This is a genomic window from Rhizobium sp. Root149, assembly GCF_001427345.1.
GTDB lineage: Bacteria > Pseudomonadota > Alphaproteobacteria > Rhizobiales > Rhizobiaceae > Neorhizobium > Neorhizobium rhizoryzae.
Genome location: NZ_LMGD01000002.1, coordinates 90,849 through 108,761 on the forward strand (window position 1 = coordinate 90,849; position 17,913 = coordinate 108,761).

At 56.5% G+C, this 17,913-nt stretch carries 13 protein-coding genes and 2 pseudogenes; 9 read left to right on the forward strand and 6 right to left on the reverse strand.

Going from position 1 to position 17,913, the window contains the following annotated elements:
* Positions 1 to 254: 254 nt before the first annotated feature.
* A complete protein-coding gene (locus tag ASD54_RS27400) occupies positions 255 to 389 on the reverse strand; it encodes a hypothetical protein (protein ID WP_280139162.1) in 135 nt (44 codons plus the stop codon).
* A gap of 963 nt (positions 390 to 1,352) precedes the next feature.
* Here ASD54_RS27400 and ASD54_RS04075 point away from each other — a divergent pair.
* The 8 genes and pseudogenes from ASD54_RS04075 to repC all read left to right on the forward strand — a co-directional run bounded on the left by ASD54_RS04075 (position 1,353) and on the right by repC (position 9,210).
* Positions 1,353 to 1,619, forward strand: coding sequence for a hypothetical protein (locus ASD54_RS04075; protein WP_062553351.1), 267 nt, complete (start codon positions 1,353 to 1,355; stop codon positions 1,617 to 1,619).
* A 221-nt stretch (positions 1,620 to 1,840) separates the two neighbouring features.
* Positions 1,841 to 2,200 (forward strand): annotated as a pseudogene (locus ASD54_RS04080) (ArdC family protein); the annotation flags it as partial.
* A 771-nt stretch (positions 2,201 to 2,971) separates the two neighbouring features.
* Positions 2,972 to 4,012, forward strand: a complete 1,041-nt coding sequence (locus ASD54_RS26865) for a reverse transcriptase domain-containing protein (RefSeq protein WP_200958436.1) — start codon at positions 2,972 to 2,974, stop codon at positions 4,010 to 4,012.
* On the forward strand, positions 4,009 to 4,740 hold the full coding sequence (locus ASD54_RS26870) for a group II intron reverse transcriptase/maturase (RefSeq protein ID WP_200958437.1): 732 nt from the start codon (positions 4,009 to 4,011) through the stop codon (positions 4,738 to 4,740). Before ASD54_RS26865 ends, ASD54_RS26870 begins: the two co-directional genes overlap by 4 nt.
* A 20-nt stretch (positions 4,741 to 4,760) precedes the next feature.
* Positions 4,761 to 5,291 (forward strand): annotated as a pseudogene (locus tag ASD54_RS04090) (zincin-like metallopeptidase domain-containing protein); the annotation flags it as partial.
* Positions 5,292 to 5,560: 269 nt separating this feature from the next.
* On the forward strand, positions 5,561 to 6,778 hold the full coding sequence (gene repA, locus ASD54_RS04095) for a plasmid partitioning protein RepA (protein ID WP_062553352.1): 1,218 nt from the start codon (positions 5,561 to 5,563) through the stop codon (positions 6,776 to 6,778).
* Positions 6,775 to 7,773 carry a plasmid partitioning protein RepB gene (gene repB, locus ASD54_RS04100; protein ID WP_062553390.1) on the forward strand — a complete coding sequence of 333 codons (999 nt, stop codon included), beginning with the start codon at positions 6,775 to 6,777 and terminating at the stop codon, positions 7,771 to 7,773. Before repA ends, repB begins: the two co-directional genes overlap by 4 nt.
* Before the next feature lie 198 nt (positions 7,774 to 7,971).
* Entirely contained in the window at positions 7,972 to 9,210 is a 1,239-nt protein-coding gene (repC, locus tag ASD54_RS04105) for a plasmid replication protein RepC (RefSeq protein ID WP_062553353.1), read from the forward strand.
* Between the two features lie 106 nt (positions 9,211 to 9,316).
* Here the strand turns inward: repC and ASD54_RS04110 are convergent, their stop codons facing one another.
* From ASD54_RS04110 to ASD54_RS04130, 5 genes are all read right to left on the reverse strand, one after another.
* Positions 9,317 to 9,952, reverse strand: coding sequence for a helix-turn-helix transcriptional regulator (locus ASD54_RS04110; RefSeq protein WP_244484667.1), 636 nt, complete (start codon positions 9,950 to 9,952; stop codon positions 9,317 to 9,319).
* A gap of 103 nt (positions 9,953 to 10,055) precedes the next feature.
* On the reverse strand, positions 10,056 to 11,129 hold the full coding sequence (locus ASD54_RS04115; protein WP_062553355.1) for a dienelactone hydrolase family protein: 1,074 nt from the start codon (positions 11,127 to 11,129) through the stop codon (positions 10,056 to 10,058).
* Between the two features lie 146 nt (positions 11,130 to 11,275).
* Positions 11,276 to 12,934: a type IV secretory system conjugative DNA transfer family protein gene (locus tag ASD54_RS04120; RefSeq protein ID WP_200958438.1), complete on the reverse strand. Its 1,659-nt coding sequence runs from the start codon at positions 12,932 to 12,934 to the stop codon at positions 11,276 to 11,278.
* Between the two features lie 122 nt (positions 12,935 to 13,056).
* Complete coding sequence (locus ASD54_RS04125) at positions 13,057 to 13,314, reverse strand: hypothetical protein (protein WP_062553357.1); 258 nt, start codon at positions 13,312 to 13,314, stop codon at positions 13,057 to 13,059.
* A gap of 3 nt (positions 13,315 to 13,317) precedes the next feature.
* Entirely contained in the window at positions 13,318 to 13,788 is a 471-nt protein-coding gene (locus ASD54_RS04130; protein ID WP_062553358.1) for a hypothetical protein, read from the reverse strand.
* A gap of 269 nt (positions 13,789 to 14,057) precedes the next feature.
* Here ASD54_RS04130 and traA point away from each other — a divergent pair, with 269 nt between their 5' ends.
* Entirely contained in the window at positions 14,058 to 17,606 is a 3,549-nt protein-coding gene (traA, locus tag ASD54_RS04135; protein ID WP_062553359.1) for a Ti-type conjugative transfer relaxase TraA, read from the forward strand.
* Positions 17,607 to 17,913 lie beyond the last annotated feature (307 nt).

The window sequence follows — 17,913 nt, forward strand, 5'->3', positions numbered from 1 at the left end:
TAAGCCTCCTGCGGCTTCCCTTTATCCGTCAAAACCATGTCGAGAATTCCCGCTTTCCCGCCCTTTAAGGAGGGGCGGCGCTATGCTGAAAGCTCCGATGTTCTTCATTGTCTTCCTCGGATCTCGGACTGGCGCCGATCGATCCGAGCGGTGTCTTCGCCAGATGGGGGGGGAAGGACGCCGCATGAGCGCCGGCTATTCGCCAATGGCGGCCGTCGCGCGGCGGAAACCAGAGCCAACCCATTGAGTGCAAGTTATGGCGCTGCTTTCGCCGCGCCATTCCCTCTCTGCTTCTCGATCGTCCGGGGCTCCATAGCAAGCACAAGGTCATGCACCATCTTCAAGGCCGTTTCGTCGAGCTTCTGCAGGTGGCCGACCGTTTCTTCCATCAGCTTGTTTCTCTCTGCTTCCTGTGAGTTGCCTTCGGATTGAGGGGGCCGTTCTTTGACGAGAGGATCGAAGAACTCTTCCGGGGTGATGTTCAGGACTTCGAAAACGTGGAGCAGGCGTCAGACGGTCATCAAGGAGGAGGCGTTTTCGTAGCGTGCGTAGGTAGCCTCCTTCACCCCTAGCAGCATAGCGACTTTGGCTTGCGCAAGTTGTCGTTCGGTCCGCAGGTCACGCAGCCTTTGCGCGACAAGCAGATGTGGAGCAAAGAGCTATGCTGCCGAGCGCACTCCGGTATCCATTAGCGGTGGCCCGGGTATTTGACCACCTTTCACGATGACAGTATCCGGCGTGACTAAGCAGGTTTACATTTGTAAAGTTTTTGGTCGGCAGGTTCGGCCGGGTTCCGGCACCTATGCAAAGATATGACTACGGTTGGCGGGTGACGCGTAACGTGGCATCCGTAGGGACTTTTCGGTGAAGCAGGCCTTGTCACCGTATAAGCGATAGTTGCTTGGCCAGAGCGAATGAACTGCCTTCCCGCTTTGGTAGGGCCCTCCTCCCCCCAAACACAAGTTGTTATCGTACCGCGAAGGATGGGATCCAAGACTCACAAGTTTGAGCCGCCCGAGAGGTTTTGGAGAGCGTGTGTTTTTCAGGCTGCTGGTATCCTTCGCGTACCTACATATTCACGTCGATGTTGCAGCGGCTGGCAACGAGCTAGCTTCTAAGCGAAAACCGCCTATTAAGGGCTGCACGATTTTATGCAATTTGAGTAATCCGAGGTGGCGATGACGCAAGTCTTGAGGACAAGGTTCATCTGACCACCGGACGGGGTCGGCCGTGCGATGTCGGATTTTGAGCGTGCTGACGAGAAATCGTTCAAGCCACCATCCGCACAGCCCGCCCCCGGCAAAGCGATCAAAGGGCAGGTTCTCGACCAAAACAGTTGAGTAGCGAGCCCCGTGACCGAAAAGGGCATTGTGGCCGTAGATCGTGCTGACCTTCCCGCGCGAATGCCTCCTGACGACGAGGAGGTGAAGTTCACCGCTCGATCTGATTTCAAGACTCTGGGGCGGCCGGAACAGGTCCAAGATGGCCAATCGCAGCCAGGTCAGCAAAAGGCCCAAGAGCCTCCGTCGCAGCACATCAACGCCGAGCTTACGGCTATCGAAGCGCAGCAGCTCGCTGATCGCCAGCGAAACCGCGACCAAGACGACCGAGAGCGCTGATCTGCGGCCCTGTCGCTGCAGTGAGGGCCTGTGTCATTGGCCGGGGTGCCGGAGCTCTGCGCCCTCCCCTGTCCGTTCGATGATTTGACGGACAAACTATGATAGCCCCTCCCCCATTCAACCGCTTGCGCGGTCCTACACTCCGTTGCGGCCCTACGGGTGCATGGGGTCGTTTCGCTATCTTCGGATCTTTGCCGTCAACCAACGAACAGGAGACGGCGATGCAGAGCGTAAAGGACACCTACCAGCGGATCACCGACACCATCATTCAGCAGCTCGAGGCCGGCACCAAGCCTTGGATCCGGCCATGGCGCGGAAACCGCCGCAGGTCGGCTACGCCGCTCCGCGCCTCCGGCGAAGCCTATCGCGGCATCAACGTGGTCATGCTGTGGCTCTCCGGGCAACTCGCCGGCTACGACGAAAACACATGGATGACTTACCGGCAGGCTCAGGAGCTTGGTGCTCAGGTCCGCAAGGGCGAACAAGGAACCCTCGTCGTCAAGTACGGCACCTTCACGCCGAAGGAGCAGGAGGCGGACGATCGTGCAATCCCCTATCTCAAGGGCTACACCGTCTTCAACGGCGCGCCGTAACGGCGAAAGTATGGGAGTGTCACGATGAGTGAATGAGCTTGCTGGGATAGCTCATGCCTGCCGAACTCACCTCGATCGGCAACGATTGTGACTCCGAAAGGAGCGGGGAACAATAGCATGTTCGGAAAAGGCCCAAAGCATCAAAGTCGTTTGCGATGCGGCGGGTCAGGGCAAGATGTGTATGGTGAAAGCTGCATTGCCTGAACCCTAGTTTGCAGCGGCCTACAACCGGAGCGGTGTCGTAGAACGACTGACACGGCACACCGAATGGACAGAGGACAGAGTGTTGAGGTCCTCCAACCCCGATATCGGGAAAGCCAGCCCATTCGGCGCATCCTCCATCGGAGGGGTAAGTGAACGAACGGGGCACCTAACCACATCGTATCTCCCGCTTTCGTAATTACGGGATGCCCTAAGCAGGCATCGGCTCTGCTGATGACCTGTATGGGTACGGAGCCGTCATAGTACTCAAATGCCCGGAGTAATGACCGGGACAGCCGAAATCATCGGATGGTCGAGAATATAAGCTCAGGGCAACTTGGGCGAAAATTCTGCGGATCAGGGGAAGGACGGCAGCGACTACGATCCAAAACCTTGCGAAGAGGTGTGCTAATGCTGCCAGATACTATCAAAAGGGCTGTTGGATCGCTCCCGATCATTGTTAGGTCGGGTCGGCGGGTCAATGGGCTCTATCGCCTTATGAAGGCTCCGCTCCTTTGGGAGCAAGCCTACCATAAAATCGCACAGAACAAGGGTGCGATGACGCCGGGCGTTGACGGACAGACCTTTGACGGCTTCACGTCGGAAAAGATACGTTCGATCATCGAGCGGCTGGCGAACGGGACCTATCGTCCGCAACCAGTACGTCGGGTGTACATTCCCAAAGCCAACGGCAAGAAAAGGCCGCTTGGCGTGCCGACGACGGAAGACCGCTTGGTCCAGGAGGTTGTTCGAATTCTTCTGGAGCAAATCTATGAGCCGCTGTTCTCGCAGCACTCTCATGGATTCAGACCGAACCGATCCTGTCATACTGCGCTGGAGAACATCCGTGCGGTGTGGACAGGGGTGAAATGGCTGGTCGATGTCGATGTGGTCGGATACTTCGACAACATTGATCACGACGTCCTCATTGGCTTGCTTGAAAAACGTATCCACGACAGCCGATTTATCGGCTTGATCCGTGGAATGTTGAAAGCGGGCTATATGGAGGATTGGGTTTATCACCGAACCTACAGCGGCACCCCACAGGGCGGTATTGTCTCCCCTATACTGGCAAACATCTACCTCCATGAACTCGACGAGTACATGGAATCGAAGGTCACAGCCTACCATAGGGGCGGGAAACGTGTTCCATCGGTCGAAGGCCGACGGATCATGAATCGTCTGACGCGGCTTCGTAAGCAAGTGGATCAGCTTCGTCTTGATCGAGGCGATGATGATGCAGAGATCAAATCCAAATTGGAGGAGATCAGTCGGCTGAAGGCGGAACGTTTGACTGTGCCCGCCACCGACGCATTCGATCCGAATTACAAGCGGCTCCGCTACTGCCGTTATGCTGATGACTTCTTGATCGGCATAATTGGCAGCAAAGACGATGCGCGACAGATCATGGAAGAGGTGAGGACATTCCTCTCCAAAAACCTGAAACTGAGCGTATCGGATGAGAAGAGCGGCATCCGCAAGGCTTCGGACGGAGCGCGTTTCCTTGGATACGATGTCAGGACATCGACCAACCGCAATCCGCACAAGGCGACCTTTATGGTCGTCCAGCACTGCGGCGAGGGTTGGCAGATCGTTTGAAGCTGAATGTCCCAAGGGAAAAGGTGGTCCGGTTTGTCAATGGCAAAGGATGGGGCGATTACGATGCCTTTCGTCCTCGCCACCGTCCCGCTTTGACATTGGCGAGTGACGTCGAAATTGTCATGGCCTACAACGCTGAATGGAGAGGCTTCGCAAATTACTATGCGCTTGCCGATGATGTGAAACGCAAGCTCAATAAGGGCGGGTACTTTGCCCTGATGAGCTGCGTCAAAACCATCACAGCAAAGCACAAAACGTCTGCGAGGGAAATCTTCTCCAAGATGCGCCGAGGGCAAGACTTCTTCGTTCGCTTCCAAGTCGGAGAGGAACCCCGAGAGATCAAGATCTGGCAGCTGAAGGACCTGAAGTGCGAACCGCGAAAATGGGGTGACATTGATCGCCCACAATCATCAAAGTTCGTGTTCAGCAGGACAGAAATGGTCGAACGCCTCAACGCGCAGAAATGTACCAGATGCGGTCGAACAGATCTTCCATGGGAAATCCATCATGTCAGAAAGATCGCGGAAATGGAGAAAGCAGGGCTTGCCCGGTACATGCCGGCGGCACGATTACGCAAGCGCATTGTGCTTTGCCAGCCCTGCCATCGCTCCGTCCATGCTGGTGGCCAAGTTGACCAACGACGAGATGGAACACGTAGTCGTGGAGAGCCGGATGCGCTGAAAGGTGCAAGTCCGGTTCGGAGGGGGGCTGAGCCGCGTCCTCATTGAGGCGCCGCCAGCCTACCCTACTCGAGCAGATCGACAACCTGCCTGACCACTTCAAGAGCCCGGCCGAGGCGGCGCCGATCGAGCCGGTTCCGGTTATCGACCATGTCGAAACCTTCATTCGGGCCACAGGCGCAAAGATAGCCTACGGCGGAAAGCAAGCCTGCTATCGGCCTGGCCCCGATGACATCCAAATGCCGGAGCGCGGTCGGTTCCTCAGCGAGGTTCATCTTTATAGCACGATTTTTCACGAGCTCGGGCACTGGAGCGGCGCAAAATCACGCCTTGATCGTGACCTTAGCGGGCGGTTCGGGAGCGAGACCTACGCAATGGAGGAGCTTATTGCCGAAATCTCAGCCGCGTTCGTCTGCGCCGATCTTGGCATTGAGCATGATCCGCGAGACAACACCGCGACTTACGTTGAAAACTGGCTCAAGGTGCTGAAGCAGGATTCACGTGCAGTCATCACTGCCGCCGCGAAGGCTCAGGCAGTCGCTGACTATCTGCGAACTCTGAATCTCTCGAATTCAACGGATTGCCATCCGAGAAGTTAGTCGTATCTTCCGTTCCTGTGATTGCGGCGAGTTCGATGCCCTAGCTCGCCGCTACAGACTGATTCTAGTTAGTTGGGGCAATTAGATCCAAGAGCGCGTTTTATTATGTCTGCTAATTGTCAGCTGACAATTATATCAAGCCATTGATTTTAAGCATATCTTTCTGTTGGTCTAAGAAGTTAATTTCCGTTAACCAAAAATTGCTTGACGGATAGGCGCGCCATGAGATCATTTGCGCAAATTGCAACGAATTATCGGGTTTACCGTGAATGGCGAACAGGACCGCGAAAATCAGCCGGATCGAAAAAATCGAACGCGTTTCGATTGATAAGACTATTGCTGATGATTCTGCGAAACTCAGCAGCAACCTGCAGGAACTATCAGCGCGTCTGTTTTCACCTGACGAGCAAAAGGCGCTGAGACGTTTTAGTAGTACCGAAGCGGCAAAGTTGCTGGGCGTGACCGACAGCTATGTCCGGCACCTGGCTTCACAGGAGGACACGGTCACGTCTGAGAAGACAGCGGGTGGTCGCCGAACGTTTTCTCTGTCGGAGATCAACACGATCCGGCACATCTTAGGAAAGACTAAGCCCGCGTATCTTCCTGGACGGCGGGAAGGGGACCACCTGCAGGTCATAGCAGTCACTAACTTCAAGGGGGGATCTGGTAAGACGACGTCGTCAACGCATCTCGCTCAGTATCTGGCGCTACGTGGCTATCGCGTGCTTGCCGTCGACCTTGATCCTCAGGCGTCGATGTCAGCCATGCTTGGATATCAGCCGGAATTCGACGTTGGCGAAAACGAGACACTATTCGGAGCTATCCGATATGATGAGCTTCGTCGTCCAGTAGGAGAGGTGGTTCGGAAGACTTATTTCCCTGGACTTGATCTAATCCCGGGCAATCTCGAATTGCATGAATTTGAGCACGATACCCCCAGGGCTCTTGCCGAGCGCAGCAGCTCGGAGACCGACATGTTCTTTCTCAGGGTAGGGAAGGCGTTAAGCGATCTTTCCGATCGCTACGACGTCGTTGTCATAGACTGCCCGCCAACTCTGGGATTTTTGACGCTGTCAGCGCTGTGCGCGGCAACTGCGGTGTTAATAACTGTGCATCCTCAGATGCTGGACGTGGCATCAATGAACCAGTTCCTGGCTATGACCTCTGATCTCCTCTCTGTGGTTAAGGAAGCAGGTGGCAACCTGGAATACGATTGGATGCGCTATCTCGTCACCCGCTACGAGCCGAACGACGGCCCGCAAGCGCAAATCGTCGCCTTCTTGCGAAGTTTTTTTGGCGAGCGTGTCCTCACCTCAATGATGGTGAAATCAACTGCGATCTCTGATGCGGGCCTCTCAAAGCAGACGATTTATGAGGCGGCGCGAGAGTCAATGAACCGGCAGACATACGACCGTGCTGTGGAGGCGATGGACGGGGTCAACTTTGAAATCGAGAACCTACTCAAGAGTTCATGGGGGCGTGCATGAAGGGCCGCGATATCCTGAAGAACATGGTGAGCTCGTCTGGCGGCGAATCAACCAAGGCGCCTATTCAAGCGCAGTCTGCTCACAAACCAGCGGGAGCAGTTCGAGCCATGAACCTCTCGCTCGGTCGACTCAGTGATGAGGCCGCTGCGGCAAAGGAGCTTCGCTCTGCGCTTGCAGCTGGTGATAAAGTTGTGGAGCTAAGTCCCGCTCAAATCGAAGCCTCGTTCATTCGGGATCGTATCCCGACTGAGCATGATCCCGCCCTGCAAGAACTCATCTCGTCCATGAGGGAAAGCGGACAGCAAGTTCCCATCTTAGTTCGTCCGCATCCATCAAAGGAAAACCACTATCAGGCGGCATATGGCCATCGAAGATTGCGCGCGGCGGTAATTCTGGATCGCCCAATCAAGGCAATCGTGCGCCAACTTTCGGACGATGAACTGATCGTCGCACAAGGGCAAGAAAACGGTCCCCGCGTCGATCTCAGCTTCATAGAGCGAGCCCTCTTTGCGAAACATCTCGAGCTGCATGGTTTTGACCGGGACAGGATTTCCCAGGTTCTGTCAGTGGACAAACCTGAAATTTCCCGTCTGTTGCAAGTTGCTGACGCTATCCCAGAACAAATAATCCTCGCTATAGGGCCAGCCGCAAAGGTGGGGCGACCTCGCTGGTTGGCGTTCGCCGATCTCTTGAAGGACAAGGCAGCTTTCGGAAGGATCACTAAAGCGATTGGCGAGGCCGAGTTCACATCAATTGATTCGAACGAGCGATTTAGGCGTCTCTGGCTAAGCGGGCAGGCACCGAAAGCTTCGAAAGAAAACAGTCGAGGACAGATTCGCACTCGGAAGGGGCTTGTTCTGGCAGCTGTTGAGCGGACGTCAAAAGGCTCAAAAATCACTATCACATCAAGAGCGTTCGCGGAGTTCCTTGACTCTAAGATGAGCGATCTCGTCGAGCAGTTCGATCGGGAAAATTCTAGCCAAACAGCCAATTAGCATGATTGTCAGCTGACAATCACTTGTGAAACCAGGAGACCAGACCAGCAAAAGAAAAAGGCCCCCAGAACGTCGCCGTCGTGGAAGCCCTTCTCATCGTGTAGCAACTAGAGAATCGCATTTCCCCGAATCCCAGTCAAGAGTCTAGGGCGCCAATTTGGTGAGCAATTTTCTTTTGCCTTATTGAAGGCTGAGATAATGCAAAGTGGAAATGTGACGACGCCCTTTGGGCGGCGGCCGGCTGTGCTTGCTCTTGTAAAGAGACAGCTCCAGACGTCCGAGACGAAACCAAACCGCCCGGTTGAAAAATGGAAGGTGTTTCGCGACGCCTGTGCGGCCCGTGAACGCCTCGGCCTCCAGGATAGGGCGCTGACTGTGCTGGACGCATTGCTGACGTTTTATCCAGAGAGCGAGCTCAACTGCGATAGTGGATTGGTGGTCTTTCCATCCAATGCTCAGCTGTCTGTCAGAGCGCACGGCATAACCGGAACGACCTTGCGGCGGCATTTGGCTGCCTTGGTCGAAGCCGGGCTCATCCAGCGCAAGGATAGTCCGAACGGCAAGCGCTACGCTCACCGGGACAAGGGTGGCGATATCGAGCAGGCTTTTGGATTCGATCTTTCTCCACTTTTGGCTCGCGCTGCGGAACTTGCAGGTCTGGCACAGGAAGTCGCTGCCGAGCGCCTGCAGTTCAGACGAGCCAAAGAGGCGCTGACTATCTGCCGGCGTGATGTACGCAAGCTAATTTCCGCCGCGATGGAGGAGGGGGCCGACGGCGACTGGGAAGCCATCGAAGACATGTATGTCGGCATTGTCAGCCGACTCCCCCGCAATCCTGACCGTCGCCAGGTGGAGGCAATCCTCGACGAGATGCAGCTTTTGCGCACCGAAATCCTCAACCTTCTGGAAAATCAGTTAGATTCTCAAAATATGGACGGCAATGCTGTTCAAAATGGCTGTCACATACAGAATTCAAAACCCGAATCCATCTATGAACTTGAACCTAGCTCTGGAAAAGAGCAGGGCGGAGCCGTCGAGCTGGAAGTAGCACCCAAAGCGGTTGCTCAGCCGTTGGCAAAGCCGGAACAGATGAAGGCGTTCCCGCTGTCGATGGTCCTGAAAGCCTGCCCGCAGATTTCGGACTACGGGCCCGGGGGCACGATCTCCCATTGGCGCGAGCTGATGGGCGCCGCGGTGGTGGTACGATCAATGCTTGGCGTCAGCCCGTCGGCTTACCAGGAAGCTTGCGAGGTGATGGGGCCGGAGAACGCGGCGGTTGCCATGGCTGCAATCTTGGAGAGGGCAGGGCATATCAACTCGGCAGGTGGATATCTCCGCGATCTCACGCGCCGAGCGAGGGCAGGGGAGTTCGGGCTGGGACCGGTGCTGATGTCACTGATGCGTGCCAATGCGAACGGCGATCGTAAAACGGGGTGACCGGGTTATGCCGACGCACCGGGTCTTGGACTCGATGGAATAGACCTCAGGCACGAGGCACCATTCGTTCCCAAATTGCCACCACTTTACGACGGTTTTCCGTCCTTTAATCGTCTGTTGGTGTTTCAACCTTGGATGATTTACGACCTGGTGGCCGGCCAGGAGGACGGCCTTTCCTGCTGACTCTCGCGGCTTTTCTAGCCACTCGTTGGCGTTCAGCCTCAGCTTGTGCTTCGGCCTCCGCTTCCGCTATCTGCCGAGCTTCAAGGACATCCTTAGGCGTCAGTTGGCCAACTATACCGATCAAACTGCGTATGGTGTCGTGCGGGAGGTCATGAATGAGTCTGAAGAGTTCAACCCGATCATCGGCCTCTTCAGGATTTTTTCCGTAGAGATGAGGTGCCGCGGCATGAATCATCTGCATCGGCAGGAACCCGAGGAGCTCGGAAAGGTGGATCATTCGAGAGACGGTAAGTCGCGAAATGTTCAGTTCGTAGCGGCTATAGACCACTCGAGCGAGACCAGCCAGGGTCGCGAAATCGCTCTGGGTCAGACCAGTTTTCAAGCGTTCGGACTGTAGGAATGCGGAGAGTTTTGCGTCGATCTCGCCGAAGCTGGCTATGCCGTCAAATCCCTCCTTGCGGTACAAGGGTCTCTGGAAATCTGGATCTGTAGTCTCAACCAGTTCCATTGATTTGATATAGTCGGATAGATTTCGCACCGTTGGCATTCCCTCAGTCACCAAGTCCGCCTAGGGCGGATATCACGCACATCTAGTTCCAAAATGGCACTGTCATTCAACAACCATGGCGCTACAATGCTGCCAACTGCCACTTGAGGCGGGCTCACACTCCGCTGCGATCGATGCGGAAATTTCGGACTTTCCAAAGCTCCCTCAGGGTGGGTATCTCCATCAGAAATCTCAGCACCTTCCGGGCTGCGATGATGTTGTAGGGGAACATCCCAATGGAGGAGTGTCCACAATTGAGCTGCAGAAGCTCCGGTGGCCGTCCACGTAAGCTAGTCAAGCCGTGTATCAGGTGGTGCGCCCTCTCTGGGCGCGCAATCGTATCGCTCTTCCCCTGCACGAACAGCAATTCTAGGTCAGGACGCGAGAGCCAGAAAGTATGCATGTCGAGATTAATCAGGGTCCACGCCTTCCTCAAATCTTCAAGTGACATGGAGGGTTCAATCCGCCCTTTTAGACGTTGCATGGTCTCTGAAGTCCAAATCAGGTCAGCAGGGCTTGGCGGTGTTACCATCAAGACGGCCTTATCGACTATCTCTTCTTGAGCTGCCACCAGGCCAGCAACTGTGCCACCTAAACACATGCCTACGACGGTAATCGTTCGGTACCTCTGACCTTTCAGCCAGCGGACAATTTTTCGGCCATCCAACACCGCCTGCCTCATGGATCGAACAGTTCGGCCTATGCTGGCATTGAAAAATTGTTCTTCCGAAAAATCGTTCGAGCCCCGGCTAAAATGATACGGCAAGGTGGCCTCGACGACAGTCATACCCCTCTTGGCGAAATATCTGGAGAACGCTGGATAGCGGTTGCGTGAGTACCAATGATGAAACACGACAAGCGCATGGTCTTTTGCTCCGCTCTCGGTCACAACGCACTCAAAGACGTTGTTTTTCTCGTCAGATGTCTTGATGTCCGATTCAAAAATGACTCGGTGTGCATCTTGGTAGATCGGTTCAGCCGGCAAGAGGGGTGTGAAAAACGCTTCGGTTTCGCGGAGCGTCGTGACGGCCAAATCGTGATCGCCATCTTTTACAACTGGCTCATTGACCGCGAATGCCAGGGAGGTGTCATGCGCGAAACCGATAGCGCTTTTGCTGATTCGTTCCTGACGTTGGAGTGACCGCTTGATGTGTTTGCGATCATGATGACGTGCGAGATAGCGAAACATAACTTTCTCCTGTTCGTCGCAGGTGCAAAATCCTCATAGGGTTGTTGCGGATGGAGGATCCTCCATGGCAGAGCTGCGGGTATTACCGGGCATGCTCATCCTGATGGAATACGACGGCAACACCCGGGCCCGGCTGATGGTCGCGTTTATGATGCGATGTCGAACGTTCCCTGGAATTCCGCATCCGAGTAGTATCTTAGCTTGTGCGCGACGATCGGACGTCTTCCCGCCAGGAATAGCAACTGCACATGAGATGGCAGCGTTCGAATTTCATCCGAGGTCAGCAGTGGGCGGGCGGTATGGTGCTGGCTGTAGGTAATTCCGGACTGCTCAGAATCCACTGCGTGCGCCATCGTTCGGAACACCACGGTCTCTTGTCCGAGGAGATCTGAGACGAGCCGCGCACTGTCGTGATCGTTGACGCCGAATACCTGAAGGACACCTGCATTTGACAGGAATGTCCCGGCCTTTTGCCCGTAAGTGGATCGCAGCTGGTGAACGTCCTGCAGGATGGGCCAGAGTTGCACGCCGTATCCTGCCATGAGACCCATGGCCCGTTCAACGGGCGCCAGGTAGCCGAGCGCTGCAAACTCATCGAGAAGGTAAAGGACGGGTCTGTCTGGCTTCTCCGGGGTGCGCGCCATATCGAGGAGGCTTTGGGTCACAAACAGACGGAGCCAACGGGAATAGGTCGAAAGGCGATCGGGCGGCAGGACGAGGAACACCGTGGAGTTGCGACGCTTGAGATCGGCAAATGAGAAATAGCTCTCATCGAGCACGCGGTTCATGCGAGGACTGTCAAGGAAATGGGTGTGTCGCTGCGCCGCCGACAGAACGCCTGCCGCTTCGCGATCGGACTTGCCGAGGTGGCGGTTCGCTGCCCTCGCGATCAGTCCGCCAGCGTCGTTCATATCTTGCATCTCTTTGAGCAAGGCTGCGAAGCGCTCAGGTGCGAGCGTTAGATACTCACGCAGCGTGCCTAGGTGGCGTCGTGCCGCGGGCTCAACTGCAACGAGTTTGAGGATCAGGCCTGAGATTAGCGCTTTGGCTTCCTCGTTCCAATGGGCCTCTCCCGTCATGCCCGGATCATCGACGACCAGTGCATCGGCAAGCGTGCCGGCATCTTCGGCGACATCGAGGCCATCGGGGTCAAGGGTATCGAGCGGATTGAATGCTGACGAGCGGATACCGGTGACGCCGAACGGATCAAGCACATGAACTGGTCCGAACGCCTCTCGGGCACGGCTCGCGATCCTGGCATTCTCGCCCTTTGGGTCGATACAGACAATCGAGCGGTCGGCAGTCAGCAAGTTCGGGATGATGGTGCCCACGCCTTTGCCGGTGCGTGTCGGGGCCATCGTGAGAAGATGGCTCGGTCCGGCATAGCGCAGTATCCTGCCTGTCTTTGCGTCGCGTCCGATCAAGAGGCCGTTGTCTGTCCGGACAAGAGGGGAGACCTCCTTGTCGGTGGCAAAGCGGGCTGAGCCGTGGGTATCGGTTTGGATGTCGCCAAAGTGTATGAGGATAAGAGGAGCGCACAAGAGCAGCAGGCCCAGCGGAATGCTCAGGGTGAAGACAATGTTCAGGATGCTCCAGGAGAGCGACTGCGGTTCGAAACCTAGCTCTCTCGCTTTTAGGCTCAGCCAAAATCCACCGATGATGACGAGACCGAGATAGCCAAGCAGGACCTTAAGGCCTGTCGGCGTGAACGCCTTTGCCAAGGCTGCCGAAATCGCCCAACCGGGATTGGCGAAAGCCAGACGCATCATGGTGCTATAGGCTCTGAATAATCTCATTGGCGCCATGCTCCTTAAATCCAGAGCTACGCAATCCGTGAACCGTGCAACCCCTTTTTGCAATAGCGGAATTCTTCGATCAACTTTTTGGCGTGAATTGGGCTTTGCGGGAAGCAAAATGCGCGTGCCGTTTACTTCAGGATGTCGTCAAACAGGGCCTTGTCATTGTCTCGGGTGAGAAAGCCTGGAAGCTCTCGGCGCAGCCAGTCTGCCAAACGCTTGGTGAACTCCGGGTCGTTTGCATTCTCCAGCCGATGCAGGACGAGGGCGCCGAGGAGAACCTTGCGACGTGTATCGTTGGCGCGCTCCTGCTTGGAGAGCCGTGCCTTGAGAGCAGATCGCTGTGCATCAAGCTGAGCGAGGCGTTCTTCGATGGATTTGCGAGCCATCACCTAGTCCTTCTTATAAATCGCTTTGGTTTTGCGCAGCGCTTCATCGCTGTCGATGAGACCCGCCTTTAGTGCATCGCGGACAATCGCAAACTCCTTTCCCGCGGGCAGGTAGCGCGGGTCATCGCGGGTTGCGACGTGTTCGCTACTTTTTCCCGATCCCGAAAACACAATGCCGCTGATATGTGGATCGGCTGTCAGGATGGTTGAGATATGGCTGTCGACCGCACCTGTTGTGTCGCCGCTAAAATCTCGGCTGACATGAACATCGCCCGCTTCTGTCTTAAGTGTCAGGCCGTCCAGGTGGGGGAGAAGGTCCAGTATGCGCGTCAGCGCTGACACCGTCTGCTCACTAAAGGATATGGGCTGCGCGCCGTTGTTCTGGATCAGCAATTGCCATGGCCGTGTTTGCACACTCTCGCGAGCACGCTTGATAGCGCTGGGATTCACGCTGCGGTCTGGTGTCTTGTTCACCGTCGCTCCTCCAGGATCAATCTGCTGATCTAGTACTAGCCTGATTGCCAAGTGATGTCACCTCGAGGGCAAAAAAACTACCCCGTCCTCCACGGTAGCAATCGATTGAATCCAGCGGCCACGCGGTCGCAACGTTTGCGGCATTCGTCACACCGTGGCTGATTGAGCGAAGCGGAATGAAGTTACAAGGGCGCATATACGGGTTGATGCTCAACCCATGCTCGGCTATTCTCCTCTTGCGTCGCAATCGGGAAGGATCAGAAACAGTCTTGGCGATCTTCTACTGCCAGATGTCTGTCGTCTCGCGTTCCACTGGACGCAGCGCTGTTGCGGCTGCGGCATATCGTGCGGCCAAGCTTCTCACCAACGAGCGCGATGGGCTTGTTCATGACTACAGCCGGCGCGAGGGTGTCGGTCACTCGGAGATTTTGCTTCCCGAAGGTGTGGATGCGGAATGGGCGCGGGACAGGTCAGCGATGTGGAATGCTGCTGAACGGATTGAGAACCGCAAGGATGCGAGGGTAGCGCGCGAGTTCGTGATTGCGCTTCCCCATGAGCTCTCGGAGGAGGGGCGGGTATCGCTTACTCGGGAGTTCGCTCAGGATCTGGCGAACCGCTATGGAGCTGGTGTCGATTTTGCCATTCACACGCCTGGGGTCCAGGGCGATGTTCGCAACCATCATGCGCATGTCTTGATGACGACGCGGCAGGTGACCGGCGAGGGGTTGGGGGCGAAGACCACTATCGAGTTGGCGAATAAGGATCTGCTGCCGAAAGGGTTAGCCCCGACGCAGATGCAGCTCGTCGATATCCGGCGATCGTGGGAGGGAATGGCGAACGATCATCTGGCAAGAGAAGGGTTCGATATCCGCATCGACCACCGCTCGCACGCTGAGCGTGGTCTGGAGATCGAGCCAACGGAGCATATGGGTGTCGGTGCCACAAATCTGCGTCGTCGGGGCGGTCGTGTCGATCGCTCACGTCTGGATGGCGATGCTGGTCAACGCAACGCAGATGTCATCCGGGAGAGGCCGGAACAGGTTCTGTCGATCATCACCTCTGAGAAAAGCGTGTTCGACCGGCATGACATTGCTCGCACGCTGCATCGCTACATCAATGACGACGCGCAGGCGTTCCAGAACGCATTCGCCTCTGTCATGGCGTCTTCTGCACTAACAGAGCTTCGTCCGGAACGGGTGGATGGAGAGACGGGCGAGGTGGAGCTTGCGCGTTACTCGACCCGGGAGATGGTGGAGATCGAGCAGGGCATGGCGGATGCCGCCGAGCGGCTTCACCAGGCGCGCAGTCACGGTGTTGATCGTCGGCATGTCGTCAACGCCATGGAAGAAATGGACGAGGGACTGCGTCTCAGGTCCGGAAATCCTAACTTACGTCTCTCCGATGAGCAGCGGCACGCGATCAGCCATGTGACTGGGCCGGAGCGCATTGCGGCCGTTGTTGGTCTTGCGGGTGCTGGCAAGTCCACCATGCTGGCGGCTGCTGCACAGGCTTGGGAGCGACAGGGCTATACGGTTCATGGCGCCGCACTTTCTGGCAAAGCTGCGGAAGGTTTGGAGGAAAGTTCCGGGATCAAGAGCCGCACCTTGGCGTCCTGGTCGCGCAGTTGGGAGAACGAGAAACACCAGCTTGGCCGCGGCGATGTCTTCGTGATCGACGAAGCTGGCATGGTCGGCAGTCGGCAGCTTGCCTCGTTTGTGGGAGAGGCGGAGAAGCGTGGCGCGAAGATTGTGCTGGTGGGAGATCACGAGCAGCTTCAGGCGATCGGGGCAGGGGCCCCCTTCCGCGCCATTGCCGAGCGGATCGGGCATGCATCGCTTGGTGAGATCAAGCGGCAGTTAGAGCCGTGGCAGCAGGAAGCGTCGGTCGCCTTTGCTTCCCATCGAACCGCAGAGGGGCTGGCTGCTTATCGAGATAGCGGCAACATCCACTTTGCTGCTGGACGCGATGAGGCGCGGGCTGCGGTGGTGCGGGATTATCTTGCCGATTGCGACCTGCATCCAGAGGCTTCCCGTGTTGCCATGGCCCATCGTCGCGTGGATGTTCGCGCAATCAATGAGGGGATCCGTACTGAGCTTCAGGAGCGGGGCGAGCTTGCCAAAGGTGAAGAGGCTGGCGAGTTCAGCTTCCAGACCAACGACGGCGAGCGCAGCTTTGCGCCAGGGGACCGGCTTGTGTTCCTGGAGAACAGCCGCGACCTTGGTGTGAAGAACGGCATGCTCGGGGAGGTGAAGGCCGTCGAGCCAGACGCAATACATGTTGAGCTCGACGGTGCTTCTGATCGAGCGGATGCCCGGATGGTCAAAGTACCCATGAATGATTACCAGGCGGTTGATCACGGCTATGCCACGACGATCCACAAAAACCAGGGTGCGACAGTGGACCGGGCCTTTGTCCTCGCGTCAGGCACGATGGATCGGCATCTCACCTATGTTGCCATGAGCCGGCATCGCCATGGCGTGCAGCTTTATGCGGATGCCCAAGAGTTCGCATCGCGCAGGAACGATCAGGTGGTGGCGCAAGGAAAGCTCGCGGAGCATGGTGCTGCACCCTATGAGAACAAGGACGGCAACGCCAACAGCTACTTCGTCACCCTAGAGAATGCCAAGGGCGAGCGTCATACGGTCTGGGGGATGGGTCTGCAGCAGGCCATTGCCGAAGCTTCTCCGGAGATAGGCTCGACAATTGGGCTCAAACACACTGGCGCCGAGGCTGTGCGTCTGCCCAATGGGCAGGAGGCGAGCCGCAATGCGTGGAAGGTGCAGGGTACCGATGAGCTGGCCTATGCCCAGATGGAGCATATGTTGTCTCGCTCTGGTGTGAAGGAAACGACGCTGGATTATGCCCGCGATTTTGCCGAAAGGCGGGGGATCGCTCAGCAGTTTGGTGTTGGTAGCGAGATTGAGGTCCGGCTCACAGAGGCATTGGGCCAGCCCGGCCAAAATGTAACGCAGATAGACCACGTGGGTCATACGAGCTGGAGTTACACTGGTGCGGATCGCTCGGCTTTGCCGGAAGAACAGCCGGAGGCAATTGGCTTTGAAATCCGAACACCGCTTGTGCCGGCGAAGAATCACCATGACCGTAGCGTTGAGGACGTGGCGCGGCAGAAGACAATGGCCACGTTCGGCCCGAGCTGGAACGGAGTGGAGAAAATCGTGCGCCAGGTGTTCCGGGATCCGCAGGAAGCCTCGAGCAAGATCCTGGCCTCACTGGTGGAACGGGATGGCGACAGTGCAGGTATCGAACAGGCCTTGAACAGAAGGCCGGAGCAGTTCGGTGAACTTCGCGGGAAGACTGGCATCCTCGGTGACAACAAGGAACGCATTGAAGCGCGGCAGTCTGCGTCGATCATTGCGAAGCATGTAGGTGCTGCCGGTGAGCAATGGCAGCGACGCGTCGTTCAGGAGGAGAGATCAGAACGCTGGCAGCGTGAAAATAGCGACAATGTCGAAGTACCGAATCTAAGCCCACGGAGCGCTTCTCTCATCGCTGGCGTCCGCGACGTTGAGACCAGTGACCGGCATCGCTGGATTAATAGCCTAAGTGCGACGGAAGACGGACGCGCTGCTCTCGAAGAGGCAAAGCAAGTGTGGAGTGCGATTAGTAAGAGATTTGGCTCCGAAGACTTGGGCGAGATCGCCGCGCGGGTCAAAGAGGACCCAGGTTTAGCTCAACGTGCCGAGACCATTCGATCTGTGGCGAGCCTTGTGAGGAGCACGACTGCTGCGGAAGTTCAGAGGGATTGGTCGACGCAAGGGGCGATGCAGAAGGCTAAAGACAATGGGCTCGAGCGATAATAGCTGGAGTGGGAACGCGGTGGGGCTCTAGAGGTACTGGTCATACATTAACGGAACGCTCGATAGCCCGAAGAAGATGGTTCGTCGGGACGTACCGCTCAATGCTGAACCCGCAAAACAGCGCTCCATGCGCTACCGTCCGATCGCTCATCAGAAGAATATCCTCCTGAATCCCTAGATGGAGTGTATCAGCACTTCGCGACAGGGCCGCCGCCTTTCTCAACCCTACTAGCGCAATCCGCGAAGGTCGCCTTTCGGCCCTTTGCGGACATCTGACGTCGCAAAAGAGCGTACCGTTATTCCTGGT

Coding starts and splice junctions, on each gene's coding strand:
- ASD54_RS27400 (WP_280139162.1), bottom strand. CDS start 389: ATGGAAGAAACGGTCGGCCACCTGCAGAAGCTCGACGAAACGGCCTTG.
- ASD54_RS26865 (WP_200958436.1), top strand. CDS start 2,972: ATGACGCCGGGCGTTGACGGACAGACCTTTGACGGCTTCACGTCGGAA.
- repA (WP_062553352.1), top strand. CDS start 5,561: ATGGCGAACAGGACCGCGAAAATCAGCCGGATCGAAAAAATCGAACGC.
- repB (WP_062553390.1), top strand. CDS start 6,775: ATGAAGGGCCGCGATATCCTGAAGAACATGGTGAGCTCGTCTGGCGGC.
- repC (WP_062553353.1), top strand. CDS start 7,972: ATGCAAAGTGGAAATGTGACGACGCCCTTTGGGCGGCGGCCGGCTGTG.
- ASD54_RS04115 (WP_062553355.1), bottom strand. CDS start 11,129: ATGTTTCGCTATCTCGCACGTCATCATGATCGCAAACACATCAAGCGG.
- ASD54_RS04120 (WP_200958438.1), bottom strand. CDS start 12,934: ATGGCGCCAATGAGATTATTCAGAGCCTATAGCACCATGATGCGTCTG.
- ASD54_RS04125 (WP_062553357.1), bottom strand. CDS start 13,314: ATGGCTCGCAAATCCATCGAAGAACGCCTCGCTCAGCTTGATGCACAG.